The sequence below is a fragment of the Acidianus brierleyi genome, from assembly GCF_003201835.2.
GTDB classification, from domain to species: domain Archaea; phylum Thermoproteota; class Thermoprotei_A; order Sulfolobales; family Sulfolobaceae; genus Aramenus; species Aramenus brierleyi.
This window is the reverse complement of the sequence record NZ_CP029289.2, coordinates 1555895-1574100: the sequence shown is the minus strand read 5'-3', so window position 1 is coordinate 1574100 and position 18206 is coordinate 1555895. Positions and strand designations below refer to the sequence as shown.

Annotated in this window: 15 protein-coding genes; 5 read left to right on the top strand and 10 right to left on the bottom strand. The window is 30.2% G+C overall.

Annotated features, from left to right (window positions below; translation table 11 throughout):
* Positions 1–46 precede the first annotated feature (46 nt).
* Positions 47–556 (top strand): hypothetical protein, encoded by a 510-nt coding sequence (locus tag DFR85_RS24435; RefSeq protein WP_110270520.1) that lies wholly within the window; start codon positions 47–49, stop codon positions 554–556.
* Here DFR85_RS24435 and DFR85_RS24430 read toward each other — a convergent pair.
* The 4 genes from DFR85_RS24430 to DFR85_RS24415 are packed head-to-tail and all read right to left on the bottom strand — an operon-like array spanning position 540 to position 3600.
* Positions 540–1343: an ABC transporter substrate-binding protein gene (locus DFR85_RS24430; protein WP_110270519.1), complete on the bottom strand. Its 804-nt coding sequence runs from the start codon at positions 1341–1343 to the stop codon at positions 540–542. The genes DFR85_RS24435 and DFR85_RS24430 overlap by 17 nt on opposite strands.
* Positions 1337–1972 (bottom strand): SAM-dependent methyltransferase, encoded by a 636-nt coding sequence (locus DFR85_RS24425; RefSeq protein WP_110271842.1) that lies wholly within the window; start codon positions 1970–1972, stop codon positions 1337–1339. Before DFR85_RS24425 ends, DFR85_RS24430 begins: the two co-directional genes overlap by 7 nt.
* Positions 1969–2892, bottom strand: a complete 924-nt coding sequence (locus DFR85_RS24420) for a cobalamin biosynthesis protein (protein ID WP_110270518.1) — start codon at positions 2890–2892, stop codon at positions 1969–1971. The genes DFR85_RS24425 and DFR85_RS24420 overlap by 4 nt, the downstream gene beginning before the upstream one ends.
* Positions 2893–2931: 39 nt before the next feature.
* The gene (locus DFR85_RS24415; RefSeq protein WP_210433957.1) at positions 2932–3600 is read right to left on the bottom strand and encodes an A24 family peptidase; all 669 of its coding nucleotides are present in this window, start codon (positions 3598–3600) and stop codon (positions 2932–2934) included.
* A gap of 212 nt (positions 3601–3812) precedes the next feature.
* On the opposite strand from DFR85_RS24415, the gene DFR85_RS24410 reads away from it, so the two are divergent.
* Genes DFR85_RS24410 through DFR85_RS24400 form a run of 3 tightly spaced genes read left to right on the top strand, consistent with a single transcriptional unit; the run spans position 3813 to position 10264 of the window.
* Positions 3813–7247 carry a cobaltochelatase subunit CobN gene (locus DFR85_RS24410; protein WP_110270516.1) on the top strand — a complete coding sequence of 1145 codons (3435 nt, stop codon included), beginning with the start codon at positions 3813–3815 and terminating at the stop codon, positions 7245–7247.
* Positions 7241–9088: a VWA domain-containing protein gene (locus DFR85_RS24405; protein WP_110270515.1), complete on the top strand. Its 1848-nt coding sequence runs from the start codon at positions 7241–7243 to the stop codon at positions 9086–9088. Before DFR85_RS24410 ends, DFR85_RS24405 begins: the two co-directional genes overlap by 7 nt.
* Before the next feature lie 39 nt (positions 9089–9127).
* On the top strand, positions 9128–10264 hold the full coding sequence (locus tag DFR85_RS24400; RefSeq protein ID WP_110270514.1) for an acyl-CoA dehydrogenase family protein: 1137 nt from the start codon (positions 9128–9130) through the stop codon (positions 10262–10264).
* Here the strand turns inward: DFR85_RS24400 and DFR85_RS24395 are convergent.
* Positions 10238–11461 (bottom strand): SLC13 family permease, encoded by a 1224-nt coding sequence (locus tag DFR85_RS24395; RefSeq protein ID WP_110270513.1) that lies wholly within the window; start codon positions 11459–11461, stop codon positions 10238–10240. The genes DFR85_RS24400 and DFR85_RS24395 overlap by 27 nt on opposite strands.
* Positions 11462–11518: 57 nt before the next feature.
* Between DFR85_RS24395 and DFR85_RS24390 the strand changes: the two genes are divergently transcribed.
* Positions 11519–12628 (top strand): MFS transporter, encoded by a 1110-nt coding sequence (locus DFR85_RS24390; protein WP_110270512.1) that lies wholly within the window; start codon positions 11519–11521, stop codon positions 12626–12628.
* On the opposite strand, the gene DFR85_RS24385 is transcribed toward DFR85_RS24390, so the two are convergent.
* Genes DFR85_RS24385 through DFR85_RS24365 form a run of 5 tightly spaced genes read right to left on the bottom strand, consistent with a single transcriptional unit; the run spans position 12599 to position 18198 of the window.
* Complete coding sequence (locus DFR85_RS24385) at positions 12599–13528, bottom strand: acyl-CoA thioesterase (RefSeq protein WP_246252854.1); 930 nt, start codon at positions 13526–13528, stop codon at positions 12599–12601. The genes DFR85_RS24390 and DFR85_RS24385 overlap by 30 nt on opposite strands.
* Complete coding sequence (locus DFR85_RS24380; RefSeq protein ID WP_110270510.1) at positions 13515–13892, bottom strand: hypothetical protein; 378 nt, start codon at positions 13890–13892, stop codon at positions 13515–13517. Before DFR85_RS24380 ends, DFR85_RS24385 begins: the two co-directional genes overlap by 14 nt.
* Before the next feature lie 12 nt (positions 13893–13904).
* On the bottom strand, positions 13905–15722 hold the full coding sequence (locus tag DFR85_RS24375) for an ATP-binding protein (RefSeq protein ID WP_110270509.1): 1818 nt from the start codon (positions 15720–15722) through the stop codon (positions 13905–13907).
* A complete protein-coding gene (locus tag DFR85_RS24370; protein ID WP_110270508.1) occupies positions 15719–16837 on the bottom strand; it encodes a DNA double-strand break repair nuclease NurA in 1119 nt (372 codons plus the stop codon). Before DFR85_RS24370 ends, DFR85_RS24375 begins: the two co-directional genes overlap by 4 nt.
* A 50-nt stretch (positions 16838–16887) precedes the next feature.
* Positions 16888–18198: an FAD-dependent oxidoreductase gene (locus DFR85_RS24365; RefSeq protein ID WP_110270507.1), complete on the bottom strand. Its 1311-nt coding sequence runs from the start codon at positions 18196–18198 to the stop codon at positions 16888–16890.
* Positions 18199–18206 lie beyond the last annotated feature (8 nt).

The following is an 18206-nucleotide window of genomic DNA, read 5'->3' as shown; positions in this document are numbered from 1 at the left end:
TAATCTATTGAATAGATATAAAAGCTTAGATTATAATAATCACTCTATGAACTTTAAGACTATAGCTATTGGTGTTATAATTTTTCTAATTGGATTAATAGCAGTGATTGCGGCACCAATATACTACCCTAATTATTCTACTATAAATCATGTATACGCTAATAATGAAAATATTGTAACTGTTAAGCCTTATGCACAATACATTGTCAAAACTATTCAAATAACACCTAAAAATAATTCTGTAATATTTTTTGTAGTAGACTCTAACGCTAACGTATCCATTTATAATTCTAGTAATTTCAAAGAATTAGGAAATGCTCAAGGTGAAATCGGACTACAACTTACACCCGGAAAATATGACTTAGTAGTAATAAATGATGAAAATTCTTCTCAAGAAATAAAATATACTTATGGTATATTTCCTTCAAGTTATATTAACGGCTTTTATTATGGGCTAAGTATTTATGATGAAGTAATGGAAATAGTAGCATTAGCAGGAGCAGCTATTGCAATAATAGCACTTTTACAAGAACTACTTTCTAGGAGGAGAAAATAGATTTAAGCCACGGTATACCATCTGAAATGAAACTTGGACCTTGATGAGCTAGAAAGTCACCTTTCGTATAGAATATTTTTTTAGAAATAAGATTTCCAAGACCTCTATTTTCGAGAGACCTAAGAAATCTTTCCTTCTCATACTCACTAAACCGCTTAGGTTCATAAATTACAATGTCTGGATTTCCTTCAATGATATCTGCCGGATTAGGTTCAAAATATGCGTTTTCAAATTTATCAAATATATTTTTACCACCGGCTATTCTTATTGCATCACTTACATGCGTAGGAAAACCTGCAGTTATCGGACCTCCTAGATCAAATTCTAGATAAACATTTATTTTAGGTGAAGATATATTTTCTGCAATGATTTTTAATAGATTTAAGTAAAGTTCCCGTGATTTCTCATATATCCCTAAAACTTCACCTATTATAATTATATTATTAAGAATTTTGCTAACACTTGATGCAACACCAATAGGATAAACGTTATATCCATTATTTAACAACAGTTTAGTCAAATCTTTTTGTGCTCCCATAGTTGTAAAAATTATATCAGGTTTTTGAGTTTCTAAAAATTCCATTTTAACATGAGTATAGCTACCTATTTTAGGTATCTTCTTAGCTTCCTCAGGTCTGTAACTAAATGCGTCAGTACCTATTATCTTTTCGCCATATCCTAGGAAAAAGATAGTTTCAGTAGAGGCTGGATCTAGACTAATTATTTTTTTGACTGGCCTAGGTATTTCCAAGTATTCATCTAGTATCTCGTTATATATCTTTACCATTTTTTCACCATTAAAATAGTATCCATATTAGCATTTTTAATATCTAGGCTATTTATTTTACCATGAATTAGCCTTTGGTTAGCACGTCTGGCATTATAGACCATATAATAGTCCCAATCTATGGCATATTTCTTGAGAGTATTTTCTGCTAATAAGGCAGATTCTTTTCTAGCAACGGGATTTATATTATATATTACTAACGTAAAATTACCGTTTATTGCATTTATTAGTTTATTTTCTATTTCCTTAAGACTTCTACTGTACGTGCTTAAACTAATAGTTACAAAATCATCTAAGGGAACCTTAGCTACGCTACTAGCCAATGATGCAGCAGTTACACCAGGAATTATTTCTACATTATACTTGAATAATCTAGATCCCATACCGTATATCATCGGATCACCCGAACTTATAACAATAGTATTTTTATTGCTAAACTTTAGAGAGTCATCTATTCTCTGTCCTATCTCATTCACATTAGACGAAATTATTTCTGCGTTCTCTATATAACCTCTTATCATTTCTATGTATCTTGAATAGCCTATTATAACCTCCGCTTTTTTGATTGCTTCAATAGCTTCTAATGTTAATGTTTTACCTCCAGCTCCAATGCCTACGACTTTTATCATTTTATCCCCAAACATGTAACTACTCCATAAGCTCTTTTAGTTCTCTTTAGAATTATTTTGCTTCCTAAAAACTCTAGAGAAGGCTCACAGACTCCTTCAATATTAAAATATTTTCTAGCAACTTGAGAAGGAGTAGACTGAGTTTTATTTCGTAATTCTTCAATAGGTACATAAATTATTGTAGAACCTAAAGATTTTGCTATTTCCTTTATTTTTTGATCCTCTTTCTTTATTTCTGGAACTAAAATAAAATCAAGACGAGTTTCAGAAATGTATATTGATTTAAGAGTAGACTTTATTGAATAATAGATAGACTCTTTGGGAGCAGAAGAAGTATATCCTATTGCCATAGCAATAGAGTAAGGTCTCATCACTAATTTTCCAGAGTCTTTACAATCTAAACCAACTACAATATCCGCGTCTTTACAATCATCTATAACGTTGTATCCTTCTAATTTACAAAGTTTTACAGCTTCAGAGAACACATTTAACTTTCTTTCCTCTATTAACTTTTTCTCCATTTCAAGAAGTCTATTTTTATTGACAATATCTAATCCATTTACCCATGCAAATTCTTCTACACTGTATAATCCTAATTGAGCTGTTCTAGAAGTTAATACTAACTGAGATCCTAATAAATCAGCTATTATTCCACCCAAAAAGGATCCTCCCCAATGTTCCTTTATTAAAGGTATAACATAACCTCCATCATCAGTTATTGAAATAATAACTGGATCTTTCTCCTTATTTTTGAGATTTTTCGCAATTTTTCTTATAGTTATTCCTATAGGATAAAAATATATTATTGCATCAGGATTTTTATCTACAATAAAATAGCCTAATTCTTCTAAATCCTTCGATAGTTCTTTTGCTATATTATTCTGTTTATTAGCTATTATCTTAACTTTAGAAACATACAACTCAATAATCTTTTGAGTTTAGAGATTATTATTTATAGATTAAATCGGTATCCCAATAATTAGACTTACGATATATCCAAATAAAATAAATGGTAAAACAGGAATTCCGTACGCAACCCATATCACTTTATCTTCATTAATGATATTGTTTAATACAAGTTTAGTATATTTATCTCTCCATTCACGATCATCTTCGTCTACTGAGAAACTTGTTCTCAAACTTTCATTACCTTTATCATCAATTACTGATAATGGAAATAAAAACTTAGAATTAATAAAATCCTTTATTTTCATTCTTTTACCTGAAATGGATAATAATATCCTTTTAGATATCGATAAACCTACTGTGTATTTATAGTATCTTATAAAATTTATTATAACAAACATAAAAACAAGAAGAGACGCAAAAAGCATTATAATTATAGGTTCCATTCCTATTATAGAGAAGAAAGAATAAAATAATGGATGAACACTTGAGTCAACTAGACCTAAAATGATCATCACAAATAAATCTGCGCCCCCCATAAAAGATAATCTATAGAAAAAATATAATATTAGAATAGTTACTATAAAGGAGTATAAAAATAAGTAAATATTTAAGAATTTTATATTATAAATAAAAAAGAGAACTAAAGGTGAGTAAAATAACCAAATTTTTGTATCTATCTCACGATATTTAACGTCCAATATAGATACGTGGACTAGCATTATTATTGAAAGCAGAACTTGAAGAATATATATAAAAATCACGGCAGGAAACCCTCCTCATTCCGCCTACTACGAGGCTGTCAGGGGTCAGATACCCCATTTTGTATCTTTTACTAATAGTATAAAAGTTTAAGGCTAGATAATTTTTTGAATAATAATATATGGATAGGCTAACCAAATTTTTATATATGGTACATTAAAGGATAAGTATAATGAAAATTTCTGTTCTAATCGGCTGGAACGGTTCAGTAATCAGAACTTTTATAGAAGAGGCTAAAAAAACTGGAATAGAACTATCGATAAAATATCCAAGATTAGATCCAATTGACGAAGATTTTATACAAGATTTAAAAAAATCTGATGCAATTTTTATACATCATTTTTCGAGTGAACAACTTTATTCGGAAATTATAGATAAAATTCATGAAATTTTAGAAGGAAAGGAAATAGTGGCGGTAATAGATCCTGTATTATCAAAGTACAATAAATTAGATCCAATATCTACTAAAAAAGTTATAGAATATTATAATTTTGGTGGAACGGATAACATCAGAAATCTAATGCTATTTCTATTATCATTTAAATATAATATAAAATATGAGGACCCAACTCCTCTTCCATTTTCTGGAATTTATACAAAAGATCATGTTTATCTCGATTTAAATAAATATCTATCTAATTTTAGTAATCCAAATTTAAAAAAGGTAGGAATATTATTCTATAGATCGGAATGGGTAGATAATGATCTAGAAATAGTGAATAAGATAATTGACAAGTTAAGTATGAAAAATATAATACCTATTCCAGTATTTGTACAAGGCTTTGGAGATAAATCTAAAAATATAGACAGTAACGAAGATGCTATAAGCAAATATTTTATGTTAAATGGAAAACCGGTAGTAGATGCTGTTATAAGTCTACTTTCCTTTTCATTGATAAAAGATAAAGATAATGGAATATTAAAAAAATTAAATGTTCCTATATTTCAAGGTATAATAAACTATTTTAAGTCAGAAAAAGAATGGAACGAATCTACTGGCGTAGATAATATTTCCACTATAATGAGCGTTACTATTCCTGAAATGGATGGAACTACACAGCCTATAATAGTTGGTACTATAGAAATTCAGCAATTAGGAAAGTATAGATTTAGAAAACTTAATGGTATAGATAACCAGATAGACTATTTAATTGAAAGAGTATATAGATGGATTAACTTAAAATATAAACCTAATAGTGATAAAAAGATAGCTATAATACTTCACTCTGCATCTGCATATAAAGATCTTGAAGCTAATATAGGTACTGCTACAGGACTAGATACTCTTCAGACCACTGTAGAAATTATAAACGAATTAAGAAAAAGAGGATATAGATGCATTCCTCCTAAAGATGGAGAAGATCTTATTAATAGAATAATAGGTAGGAAGGCTATTCCAGAAACTAAGTATACTAGCCTAGAAGAAATATTAAGTAAAAAAGGAGACGCTGGCTATATTACGTTTCAGGAATATGAAAAATTCTTCTCTTCTCTCCCAGAACTATCTAAAAAACTTGTAATAAATACTTGGGGAGAAATAAAACATGGAGAAAGAAATTATATGTTTGATGGAACTAAATTTATCATCCCCGGAATATTTTTTGGAAATATTTTTGTAGGAGTTCAACCAAAGAGAGTTACATGGCAAGATGACGAAAATGCAATAAGGTTAACTCATAATTCTGACTTACCTGTACATCATTTCTGGTTAGCCTTCTATAAATGGATTAATGATAATTTTGATGCCGTAATTCATGTTGGAACTCATGGGACTTTAGAGTTCACACCAGGAAAAAGTGTAGGATTATCTCCTTCATGTTTTCCGCAAATTTCCATAGGAACAATACCACACTTATATATCTATGCGGTTAACGTTCCTGGAGAAGGAATAACAGCAAAAAGAAGAAGCTATGCTATACTAATAGATCACCTTTCTCCTCCTACTTCTGATGATATACCGGAAGATGCTAGAAAATTAGAAGATTTGATTGAAGAATATGAAGAGTCAGAAAGAGCACAAAATAAATCAAGACAAAAACTAGTTTTAGAACAGATAAAGGAATTAAGTAATAGCGTGGGCATAAAAATAGATTTCTCTGATCCAGATAAAGCTACTCATGAAATAGAACATAAACTCAATATATTTAAAGACTCAAGTATTTCAAAAGGTTTACATATCCTAGGCGATTTACCCAATGAAGAGGATATTGCAGAATACGTAATATCTACAACAAGATTTGAAGAAGATTCATTAGTAAATAAGGTAGGAAGGGAAAAAGCCAAACAATTAATAATAGAGGCAATGCATGGGTTTTATAAGTTGCCAATTAAAGAAAATTATGTAATTACTAAACTAATAGAATCAGCACATTTGGAGAAAATAAATCTAATTAATGCTTTAGATGGGGGATTTATTGAATCTGGACCTTCAGGATCACTATCTAGAGGAAGATATGATATTTTGCCTACTGGTAGAAATTTTTACTCTATAGATCCGTGGAAAATACCTACCTTATCTGCGTGGCAAATAGGAGTAATACTATCTGAAAGACTCATTGAAGACTATAGAAAAAAATACAGAAGATATCCTAAAGCCATAGGCTTCGTATTATGGTCTACTGATATTTTTAGGTCTGATGGAGAATTGGTAGCACAGATTCTTCATACATTAGGTGTAAAACCAAAATGGCATCCAGTAACTAAAAAGATTATAGGAATAGAACCTATACCATTAGATCAGCTAAATAGACCAAGGATAGACACTATAATAACAGTTAGCGGTATAGTTAGAGATAATTTAATGAATATTATAGAATTAATAGACGAAGCTATAGATACTGTAAAAAAATTAGACGAAAATTCCCAGAACAATTATCTCAAAGAAGACAATTTTGAGCATATTTTCGCTGCCAAACCTGGAGCTTATGGAGCAGGTACAGATAAGGCTATAGAATCATCTAACTGGAAATCTTCAGACGATCTAGCTAATGTATATCTAAACTGGATGGGATACTCTTATGGTAAAGGTAAAAACGGAATAAGAGCAGTAGAAGACTTAATAAAAGCTTCCAGTAAAATAGATCTCATAGTACATAAAAGAGAAATAGATGAAATAGATATCTTAGACGATAGTTGTAATTATAGCTATATAGGAGGATTTTTCCAAGTATGTAAAAAAATAGGTAAAAATCCAGAGCTTATGTTTGAAGATACATTTAATCCTAAAAATCCTAGAATTAGAATTTTTAAGGACGAGATTGAGAGAGTGAGCATTTTAAAGTTGCTTAATGATGAATGGATAGAATCGCAGAAAAAATTTGGATATAGAGGAGCTACAGAAATCTTAAAGAAAATAGAACACCTTTACGGATGGGGAGCTACTACAGGTTTAGTAAATGATTCTATATTTAATAAAGTAGCAGAAAAATTTATTTTTAACGATAATAATAGAAATTGGTTTTTAAAGGAAAATCCTTGGGCTCTAGAGGAAATAACAAGAAGACTAATAGAAGCCGAAAAAAGAGGTATATGGAAACCAAAGAAAGACACAATAGAAAAAATAGAAGATATATATACTAAAATAGAAGGTGAATCTGAGGAATGGTAGAAAGAAACATTTTACCTTTCTCTGCAATAGTAGGACAAGAAAGGTTAAAAAAGGCTCTATTAATAATAGCTATAAATCCGTCTATAGGAGGACTCCTAATAAAAGGACCTAAAGGAGTTGCTAAGTCTACTGCTGTACGAGCCTTAGCGAATTTATTGCCTGAAATAGATGTTGTTGCAGACTGTCCATTTAGCTGCGATCCTTACGATAATAATAAGATGTGTGAAAACTGCAAAAGAAGATTGTTAGCTGGAGAAAAGCTTCCCACCAAAAAAAGGAAGATGAGAATTGTTGACCTACCAGTAAGCGCTACTCTGGATAGAGTAGTAGGAAGCTTAGATATTAAAAAGGCTATAGAGGACGGAATAAGGTCATTGCAACCAGGTTTGTTAGCTGAAGCAAATAGGGGAATTCTATATATAGACGAAGTTAACTTACTTAATGATGATATTGTTAACGCTATACTAGATTCTGCAGCATCAAAAGTTAATGTAGTAGAAAGGGAAGGAGTATCAGTATCTCATCCGGCCGATTTCATATTAATAGGAACAATGAATCCAGAAGAAGGAGAATTAAGACCGCAATTATTAGATAGATTTGGAATTTCAGTTGAAGCAGAATCTCCAAAATCTGAAGATGAATTAATAGAAATAGCTAATAGAGTAGAAGAATTTGAAAAAGATCCAGAAAACTTCAAAAAAAGATTTTTAAATAACGAAAAAGAAATAGAAATAAAGATTATCACTGCTAGGAGATTATTACCGGAAGTTGATATTTCTGAAAAATTATTGAAAATCATAGCTAACGTGGTATTAAGATACTCGTTAAGTAATAGAGCTATGATAGCTGCTGTTAAAGTCTCTAAAACTATTGCGGCAATGGAAGGAAGAAAGGAAGTTAATCTGAAAGACGTAAAAGAAGCTTTAGAACTAGTATTGCCACATAGATTAAAAAATGAACCGTTAAATCAAGGTCTAAATAATACACCTAACATAAATGAGATAATAAATAACTTAGATAAAGAAGATAATCAAAAAGGAAATGAAAACGAAAAAACTGAGAATAAAGAGAATGGAAATGAAAATAAAGAGAATAACGAGTTAGATAAAGAGAACATAAAAATTAATTTTGATACTAAAAATATTAATAGCGAAAAAAGTGGAAAAAGCGGAGTTTCAAAATCTTATGGATACCTAGATAATCATGAAGGTACTATACTAGATTTTCATTCTACAATAGTAAATATGGCATTAAATAAAAGAAGAAAAATAGCAGAAGACGATATAGTGCTCAGAGATAACTTAGGCAAAGGTTCGTTGCCTATATTAATTTTACTCGATACTAGTAAATCCATGAATTTTAATAAGCGAATAAATATAGCTACACGGATATCTCATTCACTTTTAGCTAATGCTTACAAATTAAGAAGTAAAGTAGGTTTAATAACATTTTCTGGTACAGCGTCTCAATATATAATTCCATTTTCAAAGAATTTTGACAAATTCAATAAGATTCTCTCTAATACAAGACCATTTGGTAAAACTCCACTGAGTCATGCTTTATTAAATGCTTTCAATATTCTAAGAAAGGAGAGCAAATATGCTACACCGATAACATTTATAATCACTGATGGAAAAGCTAACGTGAGTATTTCCGGAAATATAAAGCATGAACTAGAATGTTTAAGCTATAAACTGGGAAAAATCTCAAAAGTAATTATTATAGACACTAATTATTCAGAATTCTTACCTAGCTATAATAAGCTCATTGCAGAAAAATCTAATGGGATTTTATTGAATATTAATGATAGTATAAGGTTTCTTAACATAAGAATAACATAAGGTTTATTATTATTTATACTCTTTATATTCTGATGCTTTATGTTTGAAATACCAAAAGAAGTAGAAGATTATAGAGAAAAAGTGCGAGATTATGTACAAAAAGTGGTTAAGGATTATGCTAAATACATGGATGAGACAAATGAGGGAGGAGAAAAAATAGTCAGAGATTTCGGGGAAATGGGATTACTAGGAATGAAAATACCATCCAAATACGGTGGACTTGGTTTAGGTGAAATAGCGTTTGCTATAGCCACGGAAGAATTAGGTACTGAGAGTGGTGGAGCTTCGCATAGTCTTCATACACAATTAAATGCTTTACAATTACTTGTATCTATTGGCGGGGATTCAGCTAAAGACCTTATAGAAAAAGGAATAAAAGGCGAAGAAATATACGCAGTTGCTTTAACTGAACCTGCTGCTGGTTCGGATCTAGGAGCACTACAAACAAATGCTAAATTAGACGGAAATGAATTAGTATTAAATGGAGAGAAAATCTTCACTAGTGCAGCTTCGTTTTCTACGAAGATGGTAGTTCTTGCCAGAACTAGTGGAAACCCTGGTGATAAAAATGGAATTTCGCTACTTTTAGTAGATTCAAAAACTGCAGGAGTAGATATTCATAAACTAGATCTTATGGGCATTAGAGGTGCTGGCGTGTCTTATGTAAAATTTAATAATGTAAGAATACCTAAGGACTCGATAATTGGAAAAGAAGGAGATGCGTTTAAAGGAGCAATAAAGGCATTAATGGTTAGTAGAAATGGATACGCAGGAATAGCAGTGGGAATCGCTAGAGGTGCAGTAGAAGATGCAATAAATAGAGCGTCTGCAAGAAAGCAATTTGGTAAAGCACTAATAGATCAAGAATGGATAGCATTCAATTTAGCTGATGCTTATATAAAAATAGAAGCCGCACGTCTACTAACATGGAAGGCAGCTTCCTTACTAGATAACGGAATAGAAGCTTTAACTGAGGCGTCTATGGCAAAGTATTATGCAGCAATTACTGCTGCCGAGACTACAAGAACTGCGTTACATATATTTGGTGGCCACGGATTAAATAGAGGATCAAAAGTAGAAAGATTATATCGTGATTCAAAAATTATGGAAATAGCAGAAGGTACTAACGAGATGCAACTATTGGCAGTATCAAGGAGTTTTCAAACTAAGAAATAAATACAAAATTAAAAAATTTTCAATCAAAACTGGAATTGAATATTTTATAAATTCAAAAAATTCAAATCCTTTCCCACCTCTACTCTCAGAAGATTCAGAAATAATTATATTGCTAGCTGCACCTATAAGAGTTAAATTACCTGCAATGGTACTTCCTGCAGCTAATGCAAGCCAATCAAATACACTTACAGCATTATTTGCATACATTATAGGTATATATATTGCTACCATTGGCACATTACTAAGAACTTGACTTAATAAAATACTTATCAACATAATGATAAATATACTAGAAGGTGGTGGAAATATGCTGGTTAAAGAAGATATTATTCCACCGTTTATTAAACCACCGGTAAATAAAAACAAACCTATGAAAAATATAATTATCGACCAATCTACTCTTCTGACTATTTCACGCCTAGATTTTACTATAATGAGCAGTAAAGAAGATGTAAAAAGGGAACCTAGTAATATATCTATATTAAAAAGGCTTAAAAGAAAGAAAAGAATTATAGTTATAGTTAATAATATTATTGCTATTTTTGCCGTATATACGTCTTCCATTTTTATATTAGATACTTTTATTTCCTTATTATATAGATATTTTCTGAAAATAAAATATATCATAAATGCACTAATAATTAAGTTTAATACAGTTGGTATACCTAAGTATTCTAAAAATAAAATAAATGGCTGTTTTAAGTTACCTTCTAGTGCTATTAGTAAATTCTGGGGATTGCCAGTAGGAAGCATTACGCTGCCTATTGTTACACCAAAAGCTAAGGAGTAAAGAAAAGGCTTTTCATCGATTTTTAGTTGTTTACTAGCTTCTAACATAATAGGCGTCCAGCTTGACGAAATACCATCATTAGTAACAAAATTTGATAATAAACCAGAGAAAATTACTATAGCCATGATTATTCTTTTTGGAGTTCTGAATTTAGAAATGATGTAGTAAGCTAAATATTTTAGAAAACCAGAAACTTCTAGAGCAGAGGAAAATATAAATATTGTAATTAAGAATAAAATCACGTCTAAATTGATATATTTTAGAGCAAAATTTATGCTAATTACATTGAATACAACCATTAAAACTCCACCAAAAAACATGGATGCCCAAGGTGGTATTTTTGTAATACCTCTAAACGCTATCAAACTATATGTAAGAAAAGCTATGGCAAGGGCTATGTAATTCACATCATCATCTAGAGCTGTTTACTTTAAAGATTAACTGAATGAATCATTTGAATTCGGATGAGGCTATTCATAGGGCAGGCTCTAGTAATTTCTGGTATTACAGAACTTTCTTTACTATATCCAGTAGAAGTATATGATGAAACGAAGTCTATATTAATTCTAGGAATAGTTTCAATGATATTCAATGCTGCTAATGCTTTTGGTTCATATATTTGGGGTAACATCCTTGATACAATAAAAAGGAGAAAGGAATTTTTATTCTTGCTACCTATTTCGTTAATACCATGTAGCATCTTGCTATTTTCTGGATCAATTATACTAGGGTTTATAGGTTATGGATTACTAGGATTTGTATATGCAATAGATGCACCTCTTTATTCTATTTTATTACTAGAAAATTTCACTTTTGAAGAGCTTCCTAAAGCTAATATTAGATTATCACAATTCACATTAGCAGGTAATATTTCGGGTAGTCTTTTGGCAATCTTTAAGCCCAATTTTGAAATTATAACCTTCGTTTTCCTTATTGCGTTCGTTTCTAATGTGTTGTTTATAAGGAACGTAACAGGCTCAATTACTAGAGATAAAACAGAAGAACGAAAGGAAGTTAAAAATAAGCTATATGCGATATTATCATTTTTCAGCTTCAATTTTGCAGCAGAAATTTTCTTTACAATTTATATTCCGTTCAATTACATTATGGGAAATCCAGAATACTTTATATTTGCAAGTTATGCCTTACTCTATATAGTCGATGAAATATTCTATTATTTCTCGTCAAAGATTATAATAAACAGAGAAATATATTATATTTACCTTATAATTTTTATAAGAGCAGTAATATCTATTGGTATTTCCATTTTAATTCTATCAAAATTAAAAATTGGTATGTTATCCATTCCATTATTTTTATCGTTCGGATCTATATATCCAATTTATAGTGCATCATTTTTCTCTGTAATGTTTAGAAACTTGAAAAAGAATAGAGGAACTATAATAGGTATTTTTAATGCAGTGGAAGATATAGCGAGTATTCTTGGAAGCCTTACTGCAGGTATAATAGGCAACAATTTAGATAATGCATATATGGCAATATTCTATTCATTTATACTTTCTGCCTTTTTATTCGCAAATTATTTAAGAAAAATTCTTGCGTCTTCGGTTTAATGCATCATCCCAAAATTTTTTCTCGTATTCGTTTTGAGGAATATATTGAGGAAATTCTTTTGGCTTTCCGTCACTTCCAACTCTAACGTAATTAAAAAATGCTGTAGTAACTACTTCAAAATCAGTAGAAGGACTTTTTTTCATTACAGTTATTAAGACTTCCATTGAAGTTTTACCAACATAAGTAAGCCCAGCATTTATTTGAACTATATCGCCCAATTTTATGGGAGAATAAAAACTCATATTGGAAACAGAAACAGTAACTACAGTATCTGCAGAAGACGTATAGCCTTTATAATTAATTAACCGTAGACCTAATATCCCACCTAGATCATCCATTAATTTAAGTAATCTACCAGCAGAAATAACTTTGCCATCGTATGTCATATCTGGACTCACGTAAAAAATATTACTAATTCTATTACTTAATTTCGATGAAAGATCTATCTGAGCAACGTCCTTTTTTATTTTCGATAATCTATCTTTTCTCCTTTGTTCTCCATTCTTAAAGATTTTCAATTCTTGTTCGTTTGAAGGAATTATTTTGTCTCCTACTGCAATAGGTCTAAAATTTTGATCTATCTTAACGTAAGCTGCAGTAGATGTTACCAGTATTTCTTCACCTCTGCTTGCGGCCATTTCAACTTCCATAGAAGAATTACCTATATAGTCAACTTGAGCGCTAATTTTTATTATATCTCCAAGATATATGGGTTTTTTAAAGACTACATTATCTAGTGATGCTAAAACTGAAGTACCTTTAGCGGCCTTTATTGAGGATAACATACCAGTGTCAATTAGCATTCTTAGCATATCTCCTCCGTGTAATCTGCCCATGAAATTACACTGCTCATAATGAACAAGATTTACAGTCTCAACACGAGTATCAGTTATTAACAAGACTTTTTACCTCTTCCAATTTTTTCTCATATGTAGATTCTCTTTTTGAGTATTGATCTAGAATTTTTTCCAGTTCCTTTAAAATCATCTTCCAGTTATTAACTATATAATCCTGGATATCGTACGGAATTGTAGTTAGTCTTTTTTCTGCTGCAGAAAAAAATGGCAAATACTCATCTTGAGCTAAACTTACTAAACATAGACCTTTTCTGTCTAAAATATATTCGTAGTTACCTCTCTTTATAACAGATATAGACAAGTCATCAGATGGAGGAAAAAGGTTAACTATACATTTAATGAAATTATATACTGATGGCTCATCTTTTTTTTCCAACATTTCTTGTAATGCTGTTTTTAATTCCAAATAACTTCACCTTTATGTTTTAGATAAGTCATAATGACCAACTGGAGGTGGTACAGGGACTTTTACCTTTATTCTTCCTTCTCTTAACCATGGAGAAATTATAAATGCTACGCCATTGTTTTCCCAACTTAATGTTTTTGCTTCCATCTTAGTTAATCCAAAGTTTTCTGAAATTTCTGGTCTTATTCTAAAAATTATTTTAGTATTGGAAAGCTGCACTATTATGTCACTAAGATCTGCAGGATTATGAGTAGAAAAAATAAATCCTATCTTCCTTCTTCTTCCTAATCTCATCATCATTGATATTTTTCCAGCAACTCTTCTAACATAGTAAGTATCCTCTTCACTGCCTTGAGTTGAAGGAAAAAATCTATGGGCTTCGTCAAGAATTATTATATATCTACCTTTTACGATACCACTTCTAAGCTGTTTTTCCCTAATATTAAAAATTTTATCTAAAATATAGTATATAAATATTTTTTGAGTAAAATCATCTAGTTCAGAGTTATATATATCAAATACAGTTATCCTGGAATTCGATTCTAACAATTCATTAATGCTTTTCTGCCTTATCTTAAGATCAAACATATCAGTTTCGCGTAATAAATAAAGCCCTCTTATAATATTCTCTCTAGTACTTCGATGTAATTTCATTTTTTCAAAAACATTATCATCTAATCTATCTATAAAGTCGTTTAAATTATAAGAACTACTAAATTCCTTTTGAGAAAGAATAATCTTAAGAAAATGCGAAGCTTGCTCACTAAAATATGGATTTAGTCTATATAAAATTCTTTTTACACTTTTAAACTTAAAATAAAAGGGATTTACGTGGATTTTGGAAGTCCAAAAATCATTTGAAATCGTTATTTCATTATTTGAAATTGATGTATATGTATTTATACCTTTTTTATTCAAATATTGTATTAAAGGATTTACATATAGTTCATAATATTGTTTCACAATATTTTCTATTTCATAATTATTTTTAAGATATTTCTTGGCCCATTTATGAGTTATTGGATAAATTATGTCCATATCTATGCCATTTACTTTACCATAAAGATCTTCAAATTTTTGTATACCGACCTTAACTTGCTTATTTGTAATTTCAGGTGGTAAAAACATGTGATAATAGTCTCCTGTTGTATCAACAACAAATACCTTACTTCCTTCTTCATTTATCTTATAAAGTGCTGTCAATAAATCTTTTATAAACGACGTCTTTCCTGCTCCAGTAGTGCCTAAAATGAGCGTATGATAATTAAGTTCATCTAAACTTAAACTTACTTTGACGCTTGCTTCATCTAAATCCAAGAATCCTATTTTTAGTGCACCGCTGTTTATTCCTAAAGCTCTTTCTATAATTTCTGACCTTGGAATAATTACTGGAGACTGAGGCTCTATTATTATATCACCAGGAGAAATATCAGAAGAAGACAGAATATCAACCTTAGTTAACATTTCACATTTTATGATCACATTATTTATTAAAGTTCCTGGATTTTCTTCATCCTCTATGGTAGATATAGTTGAATTATCAAATAAATAACTACTTACATCACTTCTTTCATATCCTATTACTCTCAATAGAACAAAATAAAGAGTTTTAATATCTATAACTCCCAAAAATATACCCACTTTACCCAAAAAATTATATTTATAATATGTGAGTGGATCTACAATAATATTAACTATATATTCGTTTTCTTGAACTTTATTAGACATATTCCTAGAAACTTTACCTATAATATCGCCTAGTGTTATAGCTAATGCCCTAGCTTTTTCCATTCTGTCTTTAATACTATCAAATAACCCATTGTTACTCATGACTTAATAACCTCTAGTCTGCTGTAGAAACTTGATTGTAAGCCTAATTGTTGAAGATATAATATGATTAATTTGTATAGCCCTGCTGATAATTTTTTTGCAGTTAAATCTGCTAAAGCAAGATTATAAGGTATACCGTCTTTTGTTGGTTTTAATGATAAAATTTTTTCAATTATATCACTATTATTGTTTAATGTTTCTACTCTTAATATGAAGAAATTAGCTATATAAGGATTAAATGGAACTACCAAATAATTAATATAAACATTTATATTCTCTTTTACTCTATCTAAGAAGGGGCCAATTACTATAGGTGAATAGGGAATATTATAGTTGAAACGTATAAGGTTTAATAGCAAAGATTCATCAGAAATAAAAGATTTAGGATCTAACTTGAATTTTTGAACAAAATATTTTCTATATTCGCCATTTAGAGATTTTACCAAATATTGAGATTTATCTATTCTTTTTACTATTCCGATAAAATTACTATCAATTATTTTTATTCTCTCCGAAATTATCTTGTCTTTAACTTTGCCGTTTAAATAAAGATACGATGGAAATAATGGTCCATCGACAATTATATAGCCTTTATCCTTCAATTTAGATAAAGCTTTAGTTTCTAGTAATGATCTTAATTCACTTTCTATATTTTCAAATCCATTAAGTGGATTAAATGGTTCACCACTTAATGATACAGATGAAATGTAATTGTTGGAAAATAAATACGGATCTAGTTTAGAAGATTCTAAATTAGAGGCCGCAACAGCTATGAAAGGTTCATTAAGTCCTAGCTTAGATTTGCCATCAACTGAAGGATAAACATCATAAATACTGCTAGAAGTAGAGGTTACAGCAACACTCGCTATACTAACTATTCCCTTACCAGAAATGAAACTTCTACTACTTCCATCAATACTAAAAACCTCCTTTTCAAATCTCAATGGTTTTACTTCTCTTACTAGATTTTGTGGTTTTTCTAATGGCAATATATCATCATTCTTTTGATCATCGATATAATATATGCCATCTATAGACGCTGTATTAAGATATCTAGTTATATAGTTAATAATACAGTCACTAAGTATTTCAAAGAATCCTTGCTGAATTGCCATAATTAAGTTATTAACTATTTATAGAAATATTTAAATATAGCGTAATACTATCACGATTTCATTAACTGTCTAGCTGCTATTATCACTGGATCCCATACTTCTGATATTGCAGGCAAATATCCCATCTCAGTAAAAAATACATCTTCAACGCTAAATCCTTTCATAATCTGTGCTGCAAGCATATCTATTCTACCTAAAACCTCTTCTCCGCCTATTATCTGAGCTCCTAGTATTCTATTTGTTTCTTCTTCGGCTATTAGTTTTACAAAAATATCTTTACTTCCAGGATAATATCTCGCTCTAGTTTTCGTATGAATCATTGAGGAAATAACATTAAAACCATTTCCTTTTGCTTCATTTTCTAAAAGACCTGTCTTAGCTATATACATATCTTTATATTTGGTTATCATTGTACCTATACTGCCAGGAAATTCCATCTCTTTTCCTCCTATATTGCTTCCAGCAACATAACCCATCTTATTAGCTACAGGTGCAAAAGGAATCCAGAATTCTTTCCCAGTAACAATGTTTTTGGTTTCTGCTATATCACCAGCAGCATAGACGTTTTTTACGTTAGTTTCCATGTGAGAATTCGTCCATACAGCTCCAGTCTTTCCTAGTTTTAATTTATCCTTTATGAGATCTATATTAGGCTCTACACCTATAGATATAATAGTACCATCTACTGAATATTTTCCTTTATTAGTAATTATGAGTGTACCGTCTTCTTTAATATCCTCTATTTCTTCGCCTAACTTTATATCTACATCCTTTTTCATAGTTTCTATAATAATTTTTGACATATCTTCATCTAACATTTTATTTAATATGTAATTAGATCTTTGAAATAGAATAACTTTCTTTCCTATAGATACTAAAGCTTCACTCATTTCTACTCCTAATATACCTCCTCCTATTATTCCAATAGTGTTTAAAGACCATAATTTTGCTCTAAGTTCTGCGGCACTAGCTGGATGATGAACATAAAAAATTCTCTTACCATCAACGTTTTTTATTTTTTTAGGCTTAGCACCTAGCGTAACTATAAGATAATCATATTCTAGTTTTTCTGGCATACGTGCAATTTTTACGGTTCTAGATTGTAAATCCAATTCCTCTACTTTAGTATTAGTTATTACATTAATTTTCCTTTTTTCCTTAAAAAATCCTGGTGTATATGTCATAAACAAGTTTTCGTCATTAAATAATCCCTCTACAAAATATGGAATCCCGCATGGAGCATGACTAACCATTTTAGTTTGTTCTAGTACTGTAATTTCCGTATCTGGTCTAAGTCTTCTAACTCTAGAAGAAGCACTCATACCTGCTGCCCCTCCACCTAGTACTAAAATCTTCTCCATACTAAATA

Excerpts from the sequence above, each read along its gene's own strand:
- DFR85_RS24400 (WP_110270514.1), top strand. The coding sequence starts at position 9,128 with ATGTTTGAAATACCAAAAGAAGTAGAAGATTATAGAGAAAAAGTGCGA.
- DFR85_RS24415 (WP_210433957.1), bottom strand. The coding sequence starts at position 3,600 with ATGCTAGTCCACGTATCTATATTGGACGTTAAATATCGTGAGATAGAT.
- DFR85_RS24430 (WP_110270519.1), bottom strand. The coding sequence starts at position 1,343 with ATGGTAAAGATATATAACGAGATACTAGATGAATACTTGGAAATACCT.
- DFR85_RS24390 (WP_110270512.1), top strand. The coding sequence starts at position 11,519 with ATGAGGCTATTCATAGGGCAGGCTCTAGTAATTTCTGGTATTACAGAA.
- DFR85_RS24435 (WP_110270520.1), top strand. The coding sequence starts at position 47 with ATGAACTTTAAGACTATAGCTATTGGTGTTATAATTTTTCTAATTGGA.
- DFR85_RS24370 (WP_110270508.1), bottom strand. The coding sequence starts at position 16,837 with ATGGCAATTCAGCAAGGATTCTTTGAAATACTTAGTGACTGTATTATT.
- DFR85_RS24425 (WP_110271842.1), bottom strand. The coding sequence starts at position 1,972 with ATGATAAAAGTCGTAGGCATTGGAGCTGGAGGTAAAACATTAACATTA.
- DFR85_RS24375 (WP_110270509.1), bottom strand. The coding sequence starts at position 15,722 with ATGAGTAACAATGGGTTATTTGATAGTATTAAAGACAGAATGGAAAAA.
- DFR85_RS24410 (WP_110270516.1), top strand. The coding sequence starts at position 3,813 with ATGAAAATTTCTGTTCTAATCGGCTGGAACGGTTCAGTAATCAGAACT.
- DFR85_RS24405 (WP_110270515.1), top strand. The coding sequence starts at position 7,241 with ATGGTAGAAAGAAACATTTTACCTTTCTCTGCAATAGTAGGACAAGAA.
- DFR85_RS24365 (WP_110270507.1), bottom strand. The coding sequence starts at position 18,198 with ATGGAGAAGATTTTAGTACTAGGTGGAGGGGCAGCAGGTATGAGTGCT.